17 protein-coding genes and 1 tRNA gene are annotated in these 17785 nt (G+C 39.0%); 1 reads left to right on the forward strand and 17 read right to left on the reverse strand.

Annotated elements, in window-relative coordinates; genetic code table 11:
- Positions 1-22: 22 nt before the first annotated feature.
- The 10 genes from eno to N178_RS07740 all read right to left on the reverse strand — a co-directional run bounded on the left by eno (position 23) and on the right by N178_RS07740 (position 10320).
- Positions 23-1318 carry a phosphopyruvate hydratase gene (gene eno / locus N178_RS07695; RefSeq protein ID WP_028412055.1) on the reverse strand — a complete coding sequence of 432 codons (1296 nt, stop codon included), beginning with the start codon at positions 1316-1318 and terminating at the stop codon, positions 23-25.
- Positions 1319-1342: 24 nt separating this feature from the next.
- Entirely contained in the window at positions 1343-2875 is a 1533-nt protein-coding gene (gene gpmI / locus N178_RS07700) for a 2,3-bisphosphoglycerate-independent phosphoglycerate mutase (protein ID WP_028412054.1), read from the reverse strand.
- Complete coding sequence (gene tpiA / locus N178_RS07705; RefSeq protein WP_013085385.1) at positions 2875-3630, reverse strand: triose-phosphate isomerase; 756 nt, start codon at positions 3628-3630, stop codon at positions 2875-2877. Before tpiA ends, gpmI begins: the two co-directional genes overlap by 1 nt.
- A gap of 175 nt (positions 3631-3805) precedes the next feature.
- Positions 3806-4990 (reverse strand): phosphoglycerate kinase, encoded by a 1185-nt coding sequence (locus N178_RS07710; RefSeq protein ID WP_014457840.1) that lies wholly within the window; start codon positions 4988-4990, stop codon positions 3806-3808.
- 309 nt (positions 4991-5299) lie between these two features.
- Positions 5300-6307 carry a type I glyceraldehyde-3-phosphate dehydrogenase gene (gap, locus tag N178_RS07715; RefSeq protein WP_013059702.1) on the reverse strand — a complete coding sequence of 336 codons (1008 nt, stop codon included), beginning with the start codon at positions 6305-6307 and terminating at the stop codon, positions 5300-5302.
- 45 nt (positions 6308-6352) lie between these two features.
- Positions 6353-7381 carry a sugar-binding transcriptional regulator gene (locus N178_RS07720; protein ID WP_014457838.1) on the reverse strand — a complete coding sequence of 343 codons (1029 nt, stop codon included), beginning with the start codon at positions 7379-7381 and terminating at the stop codon, positions 6353-6355.
- Between the two features lie 133 nt (positions 7382-7514).
- A complete protein-coding gene (locus N178_RS07725; protein WP_045291651.1) occupies positions 7515-7763 on the reverse strand; it encodes a glutaredoxin family protein in 249 nt (82 codons plus the stop codon).
- A 12-nt stretch (positions 7764-7775) separates the two neighbouring features.
- A complete protein-coding gene (gene rpoN, locus N178_RS07730) occupies positions 7776-9086 on the reverse strand; it encodes an RNA polymerase factor sigma-54 (protein WP_045291652.1) in 1311 nt (436 codons plus the stop codon).
- 286 nt (positions 9087-9372) lie between these two features.
- The gene (locus N178_RS07735) at positions 9373-10047 is read right to left on the reverse strand and encodes a hypothetical protein (RefSeq protein WP_045291653.1); all 675 of its coding nucleotides are present in this window, start codon (positions 10045-10047) and stop codon (positions 9373-9375) included.
- A gap of 201 nt (positions 10048-10248) precedes the next feature.
- Positions 10249-10320: transfer RNA gene (locus N178_RS07740), tRNA-Arg, on the reverse strand.
- 220 nt (positions 10321-10540) lie between these two features.
- Here N178_RS07740 and clpP point away from each other — a divergent pair.
- Positions 10541-11128 (forward strand): ATP-dependent Clp endopeptidase proteolytic subunit ClpP, encoded by a 588-nt coding sequence (gene clpP, locus N178_RS07745; protein ID WP_013059707.1) that lies wholly within the window; start codon positions 10541-10543, stop codon positions 11126-11128.
- Positions 11129-11162: 34 nt separating this feature from the next.
- Here the strand turns inward: clpP and N178_RS07750 are convergent, their stop codons facing one another.
- From N178_RS07750 to N178_RS07780, 7 genes are all read right to left on the reverse strand, one after another.
- Complete coding sequence (locus tag N178_RS07750) at positions 11163-11417, reverse strand: HPr family phosphocarrier protein (RefSeq protein WP_013059708.1); 255 nt, start codon at positions 11415-11417, stop codon at positions 11163-11165.
- Between the two features lie 28 nt (positions 11418-11445).
- The gene (whiA, locus tag N178_RS07755) at positions 11446-12390 is read right to left on the reverse strand and encodes a DNA-binding protein WhiA (RefSeq protein WP_045291654.1); all 945 of its coding nucleotides are present in this window, start codon (positions 12388-12390) and stop codon (positions 11446-11448) included.
- A 33-nt stretch (positions 12391-12423) separates the two neighbouring features.
- Entirely contained in the window at positions 12424-13410 is a 987-nt protein-coding gene (locus N178_RS07760; RefSeq protein WP_013085391.1) for a gluconeogenesis factor YvcK family protein, read from the reverse strand.
- Entirely contained in the window at positions 13407-14300 is an 894-nt protein-coding gene (gene rapZ / locus N178_RS07765) for an RNase adapter RapZ (RefSeq protein ID WP_013059711.1), read from the reverse strand. The genes N178_RS07760 and rapZ overlap by 4 nt, the downstream gene beginning before the upstream one ends.
- Before the next feature lie 41 nt (positions 14301-14341).
- The gene (locus N178_RS07770; RefSeq protein WP_013059712.1) at positions 14342-14800 is read right to left on the reverse strand and encodes an 8-oxo-dGTP diphosphatase; all 459 of its coding nucleotides are present in this window, start codon (positions 14798-14800) and stop codon (positions 14342-14344) included.
- Between the two features lie 303 nt (positions 14801-15103).
- Positions 15104-16057 (reverse strand): thioredoxin-disulfide reductase, encoded by a 954-nt coding sequence (gene trxB / locus N178_RS07775; protein ID WP_013059713.1) that lies wholly within the window; start codon positions 16055-16057, stop codon positions 15104-15106.
- Between the two features lie 111 nt (positions 16058-16168).
- Positions 16169-17671, reverse strand: a complete 1503-nt coding sequence (locus tag N178_RS07780; protein WP_045291655.1) for a tetratricopeptide repeat protein — start codon at positions 17669-17671, stop codon at positions 16169-16171.
- Positions 17672-17785: the final 114 nt, after the last annotated feature.

Raw genomic sequence — 17785 nt, forward strand, 5'->3', positions numbered from 1 at the left:
ATCCGTTTTTTATGATTTCAACTTATTTTTTTAAGTTGTAGAAAGATTTAGCGCCATCGTATACAGCTAGAACACCTAGCTCGTCTTCGATGCGTAGTAATTGGTTATATTTCGCAATACGGTCTGTACGGCTCATAGAACCAGTTTTGATTTGGCCAGCATTTGTTGCAACAGCGATATCAGCGATTGTTGCATCTTCAGTTTCACCAGAACGGTGAGAAACTACTGCTGTGTAACCAGCACGTTTAGCCATTTCAATAGCTTCGAACGTTTCAGTTAATGTACCGATTTGGTTAACTTTGATAAGGATAGAGTTACCTACGCCTTGTTCGATACCTTGAGAAAGTTTTTTCGTGTTTGTTACAAATAAATCGTCACCAACAAGCTGTACTTTGCCGCCAATGCGCTCAGTTAATAGCTTGTGACCATCCCAGTCATTTTCGTCTAAACCGTCTTCGATTGAAACGATTGGGAACTCGTTAACTAACTGCTCGTAGAAATCTACCATTTCAGCAGAAGTTACGCCTGTACGGCCTTCGCCTGCTAAGTCATATTTACCAGTTTCTTTGTTGAAGAATTCAGAAGAAGCAACGTCCATACCTAATTGGATGTCTTGACCAGCTTTGTAGCCAGCTTTTTCGATTGCTTCAACAATTACTTCTAATGCTTCACGGTTAGAACCAAGGTTTGGAGCGAATCCACCTTCGTCACCTACAGCTGTGTTTAAGCCTTTTGCAGATAAAACAGATTTTAACGCGTGGAATACTTCAGCACCCATACGGATTGCTTCTTTGAATGTAGGAGCTCCTACAGGTAAAATCATGAACTCTTGGAAGTCAACGTTGTTATCAGCATGAGAACCACCGTTGATGATGTTCATCATTGGAGTTGGTAATTGCTTCGCGTTGAATCCACCAAGGTAACGATATAATGGAAGACCTACGAAGTCAGCTGCTGCGTGAGCTACTGCCATAGATACACCAAGAATAGCGTTAGCACCTAATTTACCTTTGTTTTCCGTACCATCTAGCTCAATCATAAGGCGGTCGATACCGATTTGATCAGTTGCGTCCATACCTACTAATTCAGGAGCGATAATTTCGTTTACGTTTTCTACTGCTTTTAATACACCTTTACCTAGGTAGCGAGATTTGTCACCATCGCGTAATTCTACTGCTTCGTGTTCACCAGTAGAAGCACCACTTGGTACGATTGCGCGTCCGAAAGCGCCTGATTCAGTATATACTTCTACTTCAACTGTTGGGTTACCGCGAGAATCTAATACTTCGCGTGCATAAATGTCAAGAATTGTTGGCATTTTAAAACTCTCCTTTATAATTAATTATTTAATTAATGTTTTACCTGTCATTTCTTTTGGCTGTGCTACATCTAGAAGAGTAAGCATTGTAGGAGCTAGATCCCCTAGAATACCGTCTTCACGAAGCTCTAAGCCTTGTTTGGTTACAATTACTGGAACAGGATTCGTTGTATGAGCCGTCATTGGATTACCTTCAAGTGTAATCACTTCATCAGCATTACCATGGTCTGCTGTGATAATTGCTGTACCGCCTTTAGCTAAAATTGCATCTACAATTTTGCCTAAGCACTCATCTACTGTTTCAATCGCTTTTACCGTTGGTTCTAACATACCTGAATGACCTACCATATCAGGGTTTGCAAAGTTTAATAAAATAGCGTCCTGCTTATCGCCCTCGATTTCTGCAAGCAACGCGTCCGTCACTTCATAAGCACTCATCTCAGGTTTCAAGTCATATGTTGCTACTTTTGGTGAATCGATTAAGATACGTGTTTCACCAGGAAATTCTGCTTCACGTCCACCGCTCATAAAGAACGTTACGTGAGGATATTTTTCCGTTTCAGCAATACGAAGCTGCTTTAAGTTATTTTGAGATAATACTTCACCAAGCGTATTATCTAAGTTAATTGGCTTAAAGGCTACATATCCGTCAACTGTTTCGCTGAAGTGAGTTAAACATACAAAATGTAAGTTTTTCGGATGTTTTTCACCGCGATCAAATGAGCGGAAATCTTCGTTTGCGAACGTATTTGAAATTTGAATTGCGCGATCAGGACGGAAGTTGTAGAAAATGACTGCATCTTCGTCTTGAATTGTCGCAACTGGCGATCCGTCTTCTTTTGTAATAACAGAAGGTAAAACGAATTCGTCATAGATTCCATTTTCATATGAATCTTTTACGCACTCTTCAGCGCTTGTATATGATGGACCTTCACCGTACACCATTGCGCGGTATGATTTCTCTACGCGCTCCCAGCGTTTGTCGCGGTCCATTGAGTAGTAACGTCCTGAAAGTGTTGCAATTTCACCAACGCCGTACTCTTCAATTTTTTCATTAAGTTCTTTTAAATACGTTTCAGCAGATTGAGGTGCTACGTCACGACCATCTAAGAAGCCATGAATGTAGACTTTTTCTAAGCCTTCACTCTTAGCTAGACGCAATAATGCATAAAGATGTTCGATATGACTGTGTACACCGCCATCAGATAAAAGTCCGAAAAGATGAAGGTTTGTACCCTTTTCTTTTGCGTGCTTTACAGCTGCTACAAGCGTTTCATTTTGTTCAAACTCGCCTTCACGAATTGCTACGTTTACACGAGTTAAGCTTTGGTACACAATTCGGCCTGCGCCGATGTTTAAGTGACCTACTTCAGAGTTACCCATTTGGCCTTCTGGTAAGCCTACAGCTTCTCCAGACGCCTGAAGTGTAGCATGAGGATACTCGTTCCAGAAACGGTCGAAGTTTGGTTTTTTTGCATGTGTTACCGCATTACCTTTATCTTCATCGCGTAATGCAAAACCATCTAAGATGATTAATGCTACTGGCTTTTTACTCATTACTTACCAGCCTCCAAAAGCTGTAAGAAAGAATCTGCTTCTAAGCTTGCTCCACCTACTAAAGCTCCGTCAATGTCTGATTGAGACATATATTCTTTAATATTAGCAGGCTTTACGCTACCGCCGTATTGAATACGTACAGCATCTGCAACATCTTGAGAGAATTGTTCTGCAACAACGCTACGGATGTATGCACAAACTTCGTTTGCACCTTCAGCAGTTGAAGATTTACCTGTACCGATGGCCCAGATTGGCTCATAGGCGATAACCGTTTGTTTTACTTGCTCATCAGTTAGACCAGCTAATGCTTTTTGTACTTGATTAGCTACAACTGTTTTTGTTTGGTCTTGCTCATACTCTTCGTTTGTTTCACCGCAGCAAACGATTGGTGTTAAACCGTGTTTGAATGCAGCAATTGTTTTTTGGTTTACTGTTTCGTCCGTTTCAGCAAACATTTCACGACGTTCAGAGTGTCCTAAAATTACGTAGTTCACACCTAGGTCTGCTAATGCAACAGGGCTCACTTCTCCAGTGAACGCACCGTTTTCTTCGAAATGCATGTTTTGTGCACCAATTTTTAAGTCTGTGCCTTTAGTCGCTTCTACTAAACGATCTAAAAATAGTGCAGGTGCACATACTACTGAATCTACGCTTTCAGGAGATGGTACTGCTCCTTTTACTTCTTCAACAAAGCTAGTTGCTTCAGAAAGTACTTTGTTCATTTTCCAGTTTCCTGCAATAATTGGTTTACGCATGTGTAACACCGTCCTTTGTTTATTGTGGGTTTTCCCTTCACGCGTTAGATGTCCAAGAGGGTGCTGTTAAAAGTGATTCGGTCCCTTTTATCTCTTGGTCATCCTTCTTCGCTGCTTGATAATTATTTATATTATCAGTCGTCAGGTCGGTCCTCCGTCTTACTGAAACATAAACTTACTTATCGTTTAGTGCAACTACGCCTGGAAGTTCTTTACCTTCCATAAACTCTAGTGACGCACCGCCACCTGTAGAAATATGGCTCATTTTATCAGCTAGGTTGAATTTTTCAACAGCTGCTGCAGAGTCTCCTCCGCCAATTACTGAATATGTGTCAGTTGCTTCTGCTAAAGCTTCCGCTACTGCTTTTGTTCCGTTAGCAAATGCGTCTAATTCAAACACACCCATTGGTCCGTTCCAAATAACTAACTTAGAGTTTTTGATTACGTCAGCATAGATTTCACGCGTTTTCGGTCCTGCATCTAAGCCTTCCCAATCGCTTGGAATGTCTTCAATTGATACAACTTGAATATTAGCATCATTTGAGAAGTCATCTGCTACTACCACGTCCACTGGCATGTAGAAGTTTACTCCATTTTTCTTAGCTTTTTCCATGAAAGATTTTGCAAGTTCAATCTTGTCTTCTTCAAGAAGTGATTTACCTACTTCATGGCCTAGTGCCTTAATAAATGTGTAAGAAAGTCCTCCACCGATGATTAAGTTATCTACTTTATCAAGTAAGTGGTCAATTACACCGATTTTGTCTTTAACTTTTGCTCCACCAACGATTGCAGTAAATGGACGTTCTGGGTTTGACAATGCTTTTGAAAGCACATCAAGCTCTTTTTCCATTAAGAAACCTGCTACTGCTGGAATGTGTTGAGCAATTCCTTCTGTTGAAGCATGCGCACGGTGAGCTGCACCGAATGCATCGTTTACGTATACATCTGCTAATTCAGCAAACGCTTTTGCTAATTCAGGATCGTTTTTCTCTTCGCCTGGGTAAAAACGTACGTTTTCAAGTACTAAAACATCGCCTTCGCTCATGCCGTCGATTGTTTTCTTTACTTCTTCACCAAAAGCTTCGTCAGCTTTTGCAACGTCTTTACCAAGAAGAGCTTGTAAACGTTCTGCAACAGCATTTAGACGTAATTCTTCAACAACTTCGCCTTTTGGACGTCCAAGATGGCTAGCTAAAATTACTTTTGCACCTTGTTCTACTAAATATTGAATAGTAGGAACAGCTGCACGAATACGAGTTTCGTCTGTTACTTTTCCGTCTTTCATTGGTACGTTAAAGTCTACGCGACAAAATACTCGCTTTCCTTTTACATCGATGTCTTTCAACGTTTTTTTGTTCATCGTTAAAAGGCCTCCTTAAGTATTTATGGTACTAAGCAAGTAGGCTTCTATGTAATCATCAATCCACAAACCACCGTACATTTCATTTTATATATTGGCGCCTTTCTATATAAAGTGAAACTCCAGTTAGCTGTTTATGACGCTTTTTCATGTAGAAGCCAATACATAAATCAAGGAAGAGGGGGTATGCCCCTCTCTTCCTTAGCAAGTCTTATTATAGTCGTTCTATTTTCAGATATCCAATAAAAAAGGAAAGTCTAGTCGATTTCTGTCTTATTGAATAAAATAGAAGCGAATTTTAAGTTATTCTTATAGTCCTTTAGCAGCGATGTATTGAGCAAGGTCTACTACACGGTTAGAATATCCGCTCTCGTTATCGTACCAAGAGATAACTTTAACCATGTTACCTTCCATTACCATTGTAGATAATGCATCGATTGTAGAAGAGTTGATGTTACCGTTGTAGTCACCAGATACTAGTGGCTCTTCGCTGTAACCAAGGATGCCTTTAAGATCGCCTTCAGCAGCTTCTTTAAGAGCGTTGTTTACATCTTCAACAGTTACTTCTTTGTCAAGTTCAGCAACTAAGTCTACTAAAGAAACGTTTGGAGTTGGAACACGCATAGCTCCACCGTTTAATTTACCTTTTAATTCAGGTAATACTAGAGATACAGCTTTAGCAGCACCAGTTGAAGTTGGGATGATGTTTTCAGCAGCTGCACGAGCACGACGGTAATCTTTGTGTGGTAAGTCTAAGATTTGTTGGTCGTTTGTGTAAGAGTGAACTGTTGTCATCATTCCGCGTTTAAGACCGAACTTGTCGTTTAACACTTTAGCAAATGGCGCTAAGCAGTTAGTCGTACAAGAAGCATTTGAAATTACGTTGTGGTTAGCTGCATCGTATTTGTCTTCGTTAACACCCATTACGATTGTGATGTCTTCATCAGATGCTGGAGCAGAGATAATTACTTTTTTAGCTCCTGCTTCTAAATGTTTTGCAGCGTCAGCGCGTTTTGTGAAGAATCCAGTAGATTCAACAACGATTTCTACGCCTTGTTTGCCCCAAGATAATTGAGCTGGGTCACGTTCAGCAGAAATTTCGATTGTTTTACCGTTTACTACTAAGTTGCTACCATCTACTACTACTTCTGCATCTAATTTTCCGTGTACAGAATCATATTTTAGAAGGTGAGCAAGCATGTTAGCATCTGTTAAATCATTGATTGCTACTACTTCAACGTTATCATTTTTTAAAGCTGCGCGGAATACATTACGGCCGATACGACCAAATCCGTTAATACCAATTTTTACTGCCATGGGTATTTCCTCCTTGAATGTAAAAAGTATTTTTTATATGAGGGATTAATTAAAATCCCTTACTAACTCTTTTGCGGCGCCTTCATCTGTAATGAGAATCGAATCATGCGCTTGTTGCATAAACGCTTTAATTGCCTTTGCTTTTGATGAACCTCCTGCAACAGCAATAACACATTTATTGTTCTTTAAATCATCGAGTTGTATGCCAACTGTTTTAACTTTATGAACAACTTCGCCTTGATGATTAAAATAGTATCCAAATGCCTCACCTACAGCATGTCCATTTTTCACTTTTTCTAAGTCAGCTTGTGGTGTTTTACGGCGTTCTGCCATTGTCATAGCGTCTCCTATTCCGTGAACAACCATACCAGCGGACTTGATTAAATGAAGCATATCTTTAATAGATGGCTCGCCGATAATGGATCGGTATGCTTCATCACTAAGCTGATCTGGAACATGAAGCAAGCGATAGTGACTCATGGACTTTTCAGCCATCTTAGCACAAATCGTGTTTGCTTGGTTTTGTACATTTTCACCTAGCCCTCCGCGAGCAGGTACAAAAAGTACATCAGGGTGTTTTGAATCAGGTGTCATCATTTCGGCAACGGCGGCAAGCGTTGTACCACCTGTAACAGCAACGGTATTTTTTTCACCAACAAGGCGCTCCTTGATACATGAAACAGATGCTCGACCCATTTCATTTTTAACCCAAGGAGACTGATCACTATCTCCAGATACAACAACAACTTCTGATAAAGAAAACGCCTCTTTTAATGTTGTTTCCAATAATCGAAGTCCTGAAACTTCCTTCATTACTTCTTCTAATTCAGCTAGAAGTAGTTCTCCCTCGTTTGTAAGCGTCATCCCACTAGGGTAAATGTCAATCAAATCTTGTTCTTTTAAGAATGTTACTTCGCTTCGTAACACACGCTCTGTGAGCCCAAGGCTTACAGCTAAGTTTCTGCGACCAATCGGCTGCATTAAACGTATGTATTGCAAGATTTGATAGCGCTTTTGCATAACTGAGAGAAGTTCAGGTAATAATTTTCGTTGTACTTCTATTAAAGAACGCATGTTAAAATCCCCTTAAGGCATAAACTCGCTGGACATATTTTGTCCCGTATAGACATATTATGTCCCACCTTGCGCAAAAAAAATTCACCCTGCTACAAAATCTATTCTAACAGGAGTGAATCCTTTATTCAACTCATGTGTTGCCTATTTTTAAAAGTAAGCGTTTTCTTAGTGGAATACCTGTTATTTTTCCATATTCCACTTCTTCTCCGTCCATTTCTACTACAGGAATCGCAAGATGATACTTTTCCAGCCACTCATCGTTTTTGTAAATATCTCGTTCAATAAGCTGAAAGGGAAACTCAGACTGCATCTCTGCAAGCAGCTTCTTTGCATCATCGCATAAGTGACAGCCATTTTTGGTATACAGTACGACTTCCACATTCCCACTCCTTTACTGCGTGACAAAAAGTTTTCGTTGACTGGATGGTAAAACATTTAATTGGTCTCGATATTTGGCTACCGTTCTTCTTGAAATAGTAACGTTATAATTGCTTTGCAAGACGTTAGCCAACTGCTGATCTGAAAGCGGACGCTGTTTGTTTTCTTCTGATACTAGCTTTTTAAGCAGTTCTTTTACGTGAGTTGTAGAAGTCGCTTCATTGTTGCCCAGTTGAATACTAGTTGAGAAAAAAGATTTCATTGAAAAGGTGCCAAAAGGCGTTTGAATATATTTGTGCCGAGTAGCACGGCTAATCGTTGATTCATGCACAGACGTTTGCTCTGCTACTTCCTTCATTGTTAACGGCTTCAAATACGACGGACCCTTCTTAAAAAATGCTTCTTGTTCAACGAGTAAGGTATTCATTAACGCGTTTAATGTGTCTTTGCGTGTGTGTAAACTTTTCATAATCCATTGAAATTCACGATATTTCTCTTGCAAATAAGAAAACATTTCTTGGTTCTGCCTATTTTTCAGCTGAAGTTTGTATTGTTCATTCACTGAAAGACGAGGTTCCAAATCCTCATTTGCATAAGCAACGACATTTCCATCTTCAACTTTTACAATAAAATCCGGTACAATGAATCGTTCATTGGACTTCATATAAAATGATCCAGGACGAGGATTTAATTTCTTAATCTGTTCATGTAATTGTTGAAGAGCTTCAAGTGAGATTTGACATAACTTTGAGATTTTCATCCATTTTTTATACGCAAATTCTTCAAAGTGATATGTCAAAATTTGCTCTATTTTTTCTGTCCATTGATTACTTCTTTTTAATTGAAGCATTAAGCACTCTTGTAAACTTCTCGCCCCTACTCCTGCCGGGTCCATCTGCTGCACAAGTTGAAGAGCCTTTTCAACCTGCTCTTGACCTTGCCCAAGCTGGTTAGCAAGTATGATTAACTCATCGTGCAAATAGCCAGCATCATCCAGACTATGAATAACAAACTCAACGGCTGCCTGCTCACATTCATCTAATTTTAATAATGCGGATTGATTCATTAAATGTTCGTACAGCGTTTCTTTAGGAGCTGGTATACTGCTCATATAATCTGTTGAATCAGAAGTTGCATGATTTTTTTGATTGTGAGATGTATAGACGGGCAGCTCTGAAAAATCTATAAGCGGATTTTGAAGCGCCTGCTCATGTAAAAACGCTACAATATCCATTGATGAATATTGTAAAAGAGAAATAGCTTGTGATAATTCTTTTGACATCGTCAGCTTTAACGACTGCTGCTGAAATAATCCAATTTCCATTATTTCTCCCCTCCCCTTCATCTATTTTACTATAAAAACGCTTTCAAAGAGCATGTAACTATTTTTTATATGTAATTTTTTCATCAAAAAATCTCCGTCAACCTTTGTTAACGAAGCGGTTCATCCTATTTTTAATTACTAATCATCAAAAAAGTAATAGAGCTATACACCTTTATAACTTTTCATTATAATTCGCACCAACCACATGATTCGAGTAATAATCCGACATGACGTTTTCTTCATCATGTCGAATTTTCTGCATTTGTATAATATATAGAAGAATTGCTTATTGAATAGTCTGTGCCATTTGCATAAACTTGTCTAAGTTTTCTTCGTCATTTTTCGTAAAAATGGTTAGCTTCATTGGTTTCTTTCCTTTAACTAACACGGCGTTTACCGTATGATCGCCAGATGTGGCTTCATACCAAACAGAATCTTTGAAGATCCCATTCTCTTCAAGATTCTTTTTCTCTGCTGCATTTTTATTAACTGCTGTTGCCGTTTGTTTAACAGATTGAGCAGCGTCGTCCAGCGATGCTTCTGATGAAAGCATTTCAATACGCATAAATTGAGAATCATCTGAAGTTAATACTAACGCATCTTTTCCTGGTTCTTCACCCGTTAGTTTATAACCGTCCATTACTTGAACAGCATAATCCTGTTGTGGGCTTTTTGTTAGTTTTGTTTTTGAAGAAGACGTTGACTCTCCATCTTTCGCTGTTTCGCTAGTTGATGATTGACTTCCTGAAGGTTTGGCTGAGACCTCAGAAGAATCCACATCTTTTTTCGACTCTTCTTTTGCAACGCCTGATGTTTGATCAGATTTAGAAGCTGTATCCTGCTGAACATTTTCTGCTTGATCATTAGACTTCGGCTGAGCAGAATCGTCGTTCGTCCCGCATGCAGACAGCAATAGTGCTACCGATGCACTGACAATGAAAAGTTTGTTCATGTATTTCATATTTATTCCTCCTCCGTGTTTCTTTTCCTTATATACTGTTTTATAGTATTCTGACAAATTCCGCAACCGGTACAATGGAATTAATTTCTTGCTTCCTTACGCGTATAAAGGGTTATAGGAGAAAAATAAATATTATTTTTTGAGAAGATGAGTCTTTTTACTCAAAATAAAAAACGTTGCATAATCCGCAACGTTTTAAGACGCCCTCGACAGGATTCGAACCCACCCTAAGAGAACCGGAATCTCTTGTGCTATCCACTACACTACGAGGGCATATTTGTCACAACTTCCATTATAGGAGAGAAAACTTCTCTTTTCAATAGAATACTACGTTTATTTTTTTTAGAAGGGGGAAAAATTTTAATAATGTCAAAGAGGAATACATAGTCTTTTAAGCGAATATGTGTAGTAGAGGTTCTTTTGTTTGACCTTTATTGACCATACGTGTATTATAGGTACATAACAAATTATTCTTGTTAAGGAGGAATTTAATATGAACTTAATTCCTACAGTTATTGAACAAACAAACCGTGGTGAACGTGCTTATGACATTTATTCACGTTTATTAAAAGACCGCATTATTATTTTAGGTAGTGCTATTGACGATAACGTAGCTAACTCAATCGTTTCTCAGCTTCTATTCTTAGCTGCTGAAGACCCAGAAAAAGATATCTCACTTTATATCAACAGCCCAGGTGGCTCTATTACAGCTGGAATGGCTATCTATGATACGATGCAATTCATTAAGCCAAAAGTTTCTACAATTTGTATCGGTATGGCTGCATCAATGGGTGCTTTCTTACTGGCTGCTGGTGAAAAGGGCAAACGTTTTGCTCTTCCAAACAGCGAAGTAATGATTCATCAACCTCTTGGTGGTGCTCAAGGACAAGCTACTGAAATCGAAATTGCGGCAAAACGTATTCTATTCTTACGTGAAAAACTAAATTCAATTTTAGCTGAGCGTACAGGTCAACCGTTAGAAGTGCTACAACGTGATACAGATCGTGATAATTTCATGACTGCTGAACGCGCTTTAGAATACGGTCTAATTGACAAAGTATTAGAAAACGATCCTAAATAAGAAAAAAGCCTTTCCCACTTTGGGAAAGGCTTTTTTATGCATCGTTCTCTACGTAAGCGACTAACGCATCCATTGCTTCTTTTTCATCTACCCCTTCAACAATGAGCGTAATAAGAGAACCGTTATTAATCGCTAAGCTCATTAACCCCATGATACTTTTAGCGTTGACTACTTTCTCATCTTTCTTCAAGTACACATCAGATGTAAAACGAGTTGCTTCTTGCACGAATAGTGCCGCAACACGAGCTTGTAATCCCGTTTTTAATTTTACTTCTACTTGTTTTTCCATGATAAAATCCTCCCCCTTGCAATTCCCCTTATGTGACTGGCTGACCGGCGCGAAGCTTGTCTGCTATTTGGTCAATTTTACGCAACCGATGGTTAATGCCCGATTTGCTAATTTGACCTCCAGATACCATCTCGCCAAGCTCCTTTAACGTAACGTCTTGATATTCCACACGCAAACGAGCAATTTCTCTTAGCTTTTCTGGTAAGATATCTAATCCAGCTGTTTCATCAATATAACGGATGTTTTCCACTTGACGAATGGCCGCTCCGATCGTTTTATTTAAGTTAGCTGTTTCACAATTAACTAAGCGATTAACGGAATTTCGCATATCTCGGACGATTCTTACATCCTCAAACCGTAAAAGAGCGTTATGGGCTCCAATGATATTTAGAAACTCCGTAATTTTCTCAGCTTCTTTCAAATAGTTAATATAGCCTTTTTTCCGTTCTAATGTTTTACTATTCAGTTGAAATTCGTTCATTAAATTGCATAAAGCTTCATTGTGCTCTTCATACAATGAAAAAATTTCAAGATGGTAAGATGATGTCTCCGGGTTATTAATAGAGCCGCCGGCTAAAAATGCGCCTCTTAAGTAGGATCGCTTACAGCATTTCTTTTGTACTAACTCTGATGAAATACGATGTGTAAATGTGAATCCTTCTTCTACAATTTTTAAGTCTTCCAAAAGCATTCTCGTTTTCTCTACTAATCGAACAATATACACATTGTTTTTTTTCAGCCGCATTTTCTTACGCACAAGCAGTTCTACTGACACATCATAATTTTTCTTAAGCAAGACATAAATGCGTCGAGCAATCGCTGCGTTTTCAGTTTGAACATCAACTGTGAATTTTTTATTCGAAAAAGAAAGTGAACCATTCATTCGAATTAATGCAGAGAGCTCTGCTTTTGCACAGCAATCTTTGACTTCTAAATTCGTTAACTCTTTTTTTGTTTCTGATGCAAATGACATAACTTCACCTCCAATCTACATACGGAAATAGTGTTAAACACCCGTATTCGCTTTACCTTGCAGCGATGTCAGCATAGAATACACAAGCTTTGCTACTTTTTTTGTATCATGCCTAATTACGCTGCCGTCATACTGAATAATTTGATCTTCAATCACTTCTAACCCTAATTTTAGCAATACTTCACGGTCATATTCTACAGGCTGAGCCTGCTCTACTTGATATTTCTTTTTTAAGGGTGCTGGAATAGGTGCATTATTGACGATAATCGCATCTAAAAACGCACATGGCATATGGTTGTAAAGCGCTTTAATATGATCACTTGCCTTAAAACCCAATGTCTCACCCGGCTGTGTCATCACGTTGCACACGTATACTTTCTTTGCTTTTGTCGAACAAAGCTCATTACAAATATCTTGCACCAGTAAATTCGGCAAAATACTTGTATAAAGACTTCCGGGCCCCAATACAATTAAATCAGCGCGTCGAATAGCTTTTATTGTCTCGACAAGCGGTTTCACATCGGCAGGCGATAAAAACACTTTATTAATTTTTTTATTAACTTCTGGAATTTTAGATTCACCTGTTACGATGGATCCATCTTGCATCTCCGCATGCAGCACAACGCTTTGATTAGCTGCCGGAAGCACTTTCCCTCTGACGTTTAGTACTTTGCTCATTTCTCGTATAGCATGCACAAAATCGCCAGTAATAGACGTCATAGCTGCAAGCAACAAATTACCAAGAGAATGGCCTGTAAGCTCATTTCCTGTATCAAATCGATGCTGAAAAAGCTCTTCAACTAGTGGCTCTACATCAGATAAAGCAACTAGCACATTTCGAATATCACCAGGAGCAGGGATTTCAAGTTCATCGCGCAATCGGCCAGAACTTCCCCCGTCGTCTGCTACGGTTACGATGGCTGTAAGATCAAGAGGGTATTCCTTCAACCCTCTTAACAGCACTGGTAAACCCGTTCCTCCCCCAATGACGACAACTTTTGGAAGCTGTTCACTGCTCATCTATGATTTTCCTTTCTCCTCTCAATGTCACGATGAGAAATATGAGTTTTGTATTCATTCTGGAAATGGTGACCTAAATATTCAGCTAATGTGACGGAGCGATGCTGTCCGCCTGTACATCCTATAGCGATGACTAGCTGGCTTTTACCTTCTCGCTTGTACTGTGGAAGCATAAACGAAAGTAGGTCTACTACTTTTTCAATGAACTTTTGAGTTTCCGTCCATTTTAATACGTAAGAAGAAACCTCTTCTTCAAGCCCTGTTTTAGGACGCATATGGTCAATGTAGTGAGGGTTCGGCAAAAAGCGCACATCAAAGACTAAATCAGCGTCAATAGGCACCCCGTATTTAAAACCAAATGACATCACATTAACAGTAAAAACTTGTGAAGCGTGGGAAGAAAACTGAGTTAAAATCTTTTCTCTAAGCTCTCTTGGCTTTAACTCTGATGTCTCGTAAATAAGCTGAGCTCTTCCTTTTAACTCCTCAAGCAGCTCCCGTTCCATACCAATTCCTTCTAACGGTAACCCCGAAGGAGCTAGCGGATGTGAACGTCTCGTTTCTTTGTAGCGCGTCACCAGTACAGAATCTTTTGCATCTAAAAATAAAATTTGTGGCGTGACCCACGTTGTTTCACTCATGTTATCCAATGCTTCAAATAGGCTTTCAAAAAACTCTCTGCCTCGCAAATCCATAACAAGAGCAACTTTATTCATTTTATTCCCTGACTCTTTCATGAGTTCTAAAAATTTCGGTAGCAATGTAGGGGGTAAATTATCTACACAAAAGAACCCTAAATCTTCAAAACTCTGAATTGCTACTGTTTTTCCTGCACCTGACATTCCAGTAATAATCACTAATTGAATATCGCTTACAGACCCAGTACTCATTTTCCATCCCCCTCAATCTATGCATACATGTCTATTTATCATTAACAAGGATCAATTCGATAAGATAATAACTCGAAATCCGTTGTATACGTAAAGTTGCCATAAATAACACCCGACCCTTTTGCTACATAATCGATAATGTGATGATCTCCCGGTGCCATCGGCAATTCACTTACTTCACTCAAATTATGCCAACCGAGTTTGCCTTCTTCTGATTCTAGCACATTTGTCCCATCAAAATCTGTAGCAAAAAAAGTAAACATCATCCACTCAGATGAAATTTGATCGTTTTCTTTCATCGTAAAAGTAAAGATACCTTTTACAGTGGGATTTTTCAAATAAATTCCTGTTTCTTCACGAAATTCTCTTACAACAGAGTCTTTTACAGATTCTCCTTGCTCCATTTTCCCACCAGGGGCCACCCACCAGTTTCTTCGTGGCTTTTGAAGCAACAATACTTTATCGTCTTTCATTAATACACAATTTGTGACCCTTTGCATGTTTTCCACCTCATCATATGTATACTGACATTTTCTTTTATTATACTACGAAACAAACTTCTCTCACAACGGAGATGAACTAACTATTACTAAATTTTCTGAAAATAAAACAGTGCTGTTATATACGTAAATTCAATCTGTTATAGTCACAAAAAAGAGGCATAGGAACACGTCCTATGCCCGACATACATATATTTTATAAAAGGGGGTCAATTACTATCTATATAGTACCCCATCAATGTTTCACAGGTGTTACAGAACAGTTAAAACCGAATTACGTTTTGTAAAAGATTGATTTCAGCCTTATTGCTGAATAGCTTTTAACTTTTCTTTTAACTCTTCTACATAGTGCTGAGCCGCTTGAGCAGCAATGCTGCCATCACCTGTAGCTGTTACAATTTGACGAAGAGCTTTTTCACGAACGTCTCCAGCTGCGAACACACCTGGTACTTTTGTTTCCATTTGCTCGTTCGTTTCAATATATCCTTCTTTATTCGTGATGTTTAGGCTTTCGAATGGTTTTGTTAGTGGAACCATTCCAACATAAATGAATACGCCGTCCGCACCGAACTCGCGCTCTTCACCTGTTTTTGTGTCTACTAACGTTACGCTGCCTACTTTACCGTCTTTTTCATTTACTTCTTTGACCGTTGTATTCCAAATAAAATCAACTTTTTCGTTGTCGAATGCACGCTGCTGTAGGATTTTCTGCGCGCGAAGCTCATCGCGTCGGTGAATAATTGTTACTTTTGTTGCGAAGCGTGTTAAATATACGCCTTCTTCAACCGCAGAGTCTCCACCGCCTACAACGACTAGCTCTTTACCTTTAAAAAATGCGCCGTCACATACAGCACAATAAGATACGCCGCGGCCGCCTAGTTCTTTTTCTCCTGGCGCGCCTAATTTTTTATATTCAGCACCAGTAGCAACGATTACTGAACGTGTTTTATATTCTTTGCTGCCTGCACGAACTGTCTTGTATTCTTCTCCGTCGATGATTTCTTTAATATCACCGTACGCATATTCCGCACCGAATTTTTTTGCATGCTCAAACATTTTGTTAGAAAGGTCTGGACCAAGGATATGATCATAACCTGGATAGTTTTCTACATCTTCCGTATTAGCCATTTGACCGCCTGGAATTCCGCGTTCAATCATTAGTGTTGATAAATCTGCACGAGATGTATATACAGCAGCAGTCATACCTGCTGGACCTGCTCCAATAATAATGACATCATAAATTTTTTCTTCTGTCATTGCTTTACACTCCTTTTAGGAAATTCCTTCGTAGTTGATTCCAAATTTATGGATAATTATTTCGTTACCACTATCCTAATATGTTCTTCCTATTATCGTCTATTTTTTTGCTCAATTTAATAACGTATTCACAATTTTACTGTACTTTCTAACTGTTGCAGCGGAAATGGAATATTGTTTTGCCGCATCGGCTTGAGTAATAGCCTGGCTTTTTTCTTTCGCCCATATATATGTGACAGCTGCAGCCCATGCATTTACGTTCACATGCTGAAAATCATAGGATTGTTTATATACCTGTACATATACATAAAACCAAAAGCTTAAAAGATCCTGGGTATCACTTTCAGTCTGCGATTCCATCTCCAGTTCAATAACATCTGCCACCTCAAAAATCACATGTTGTTTATCCTGCCATACATACGTATATACTTCATCCAAAAGTGTACTCATATGTATGGACGACTTGATTTCTTCTAAAAGAAGCAGACGCTGCTGTTCAGGAAGCTTTTTTGCCATATACAAGCTGTAAAGCTGATCGTGAACATTGTTTGTTGCACACTTCTTTTTCGCTGTAACATCCACTTTCGATTGAAAAACCTTCGCAGCTTTTTGACTGATGCGCCAAGGCTCCTCTCCTTCTTTATCAGGAACGTCTTCCAATGCCAGCTTCCACATTTCTTTAGCGAAGGCTTCATGTCCAGTATAGTAAGAGGCGTATGAAAGCCAATAATGAAATGAGTTGTCTCCTTGAAAACCTTGTGTATAAAGCTTTTTTAACCATCTGTATGATAGTCTGTATTGACCAATCAACGCAAATGTTGCTCCAAGCTTATAGCGGTGTTCAAATGACATCGGATAAACGCGGCTAAGCCCGTCTGTAAGCTCCTCAACTTCTTTATGCTTATGGCAATAATAATAGAAAATCAGCTGATTGCATAACGCATGAAGATTTCCAGGGTTTTTCTCCAATACTTCATTCAGCAAATCCATTGCCTCATCAATTTTATTTAAATAAAAATAAGCTAACGCTAAATTATTATATGCAGACCAGAATTCTGGATACTCATCAATTATTTCAGTTAACAAATCCACTGCTTCTTCAAAATTCGTTGCTTCAAGCAGTCTTTTTGCTTGTTCTTGTTTTATAATCAGCATGTCGCCTAGCTGATTTTTAGGCTCTTCATCTTCTTCATCCACATCAATTGATAGTAAATCTAACAGATCTGTAGCCGATCGAAAGAGGTCACCATTTGGAAAATGCTCAATGTAATACATCGCGTATTTTTTTGATTCTTCAAACAGTCCAAGATGCGCATAGCTGTTGGCTATATAGTAGTAACAGCTTCCTAATGTATCGTCCATATGATGAATCACATGGAGAAAAAGCTCGTTGGCATCTTGATAATCTCCCCGCTCCGTTAAAGCTACTCCAACGTTTGTAAGAAGCTGTGGATTACGGGCATTTTCTTTGTTTGCACGCGTTAAATACTTGAGCGCTTTATCTGACTCCTCTTCTTCAAACGCCTGCAGCGCTTTTTCGAAATAGAAGTCACCCGTTTGCGAAAATGGAATTACTTGTGCCATTTTTTGAATTACTTTTGAGTGTTTTTCCATTAAGCCCTCCAAATAAGTTGATAATTTCGACGTTCGTAGTATATCACATTTGCCAAGAAGTTTAATACCTCTATTCAAAAAAGGAGCCTGCAAGCAGTCGTTTCTTGACGCAAA

This window comes from Priestia aryabhattai B8W22, from assembly GCF_000956595.1.
Lineage (GTDB): Bacteria > Bacillota > Bacilli > Bacillales > Bacillaceae_H > Priestia > Priestia aryabhattai.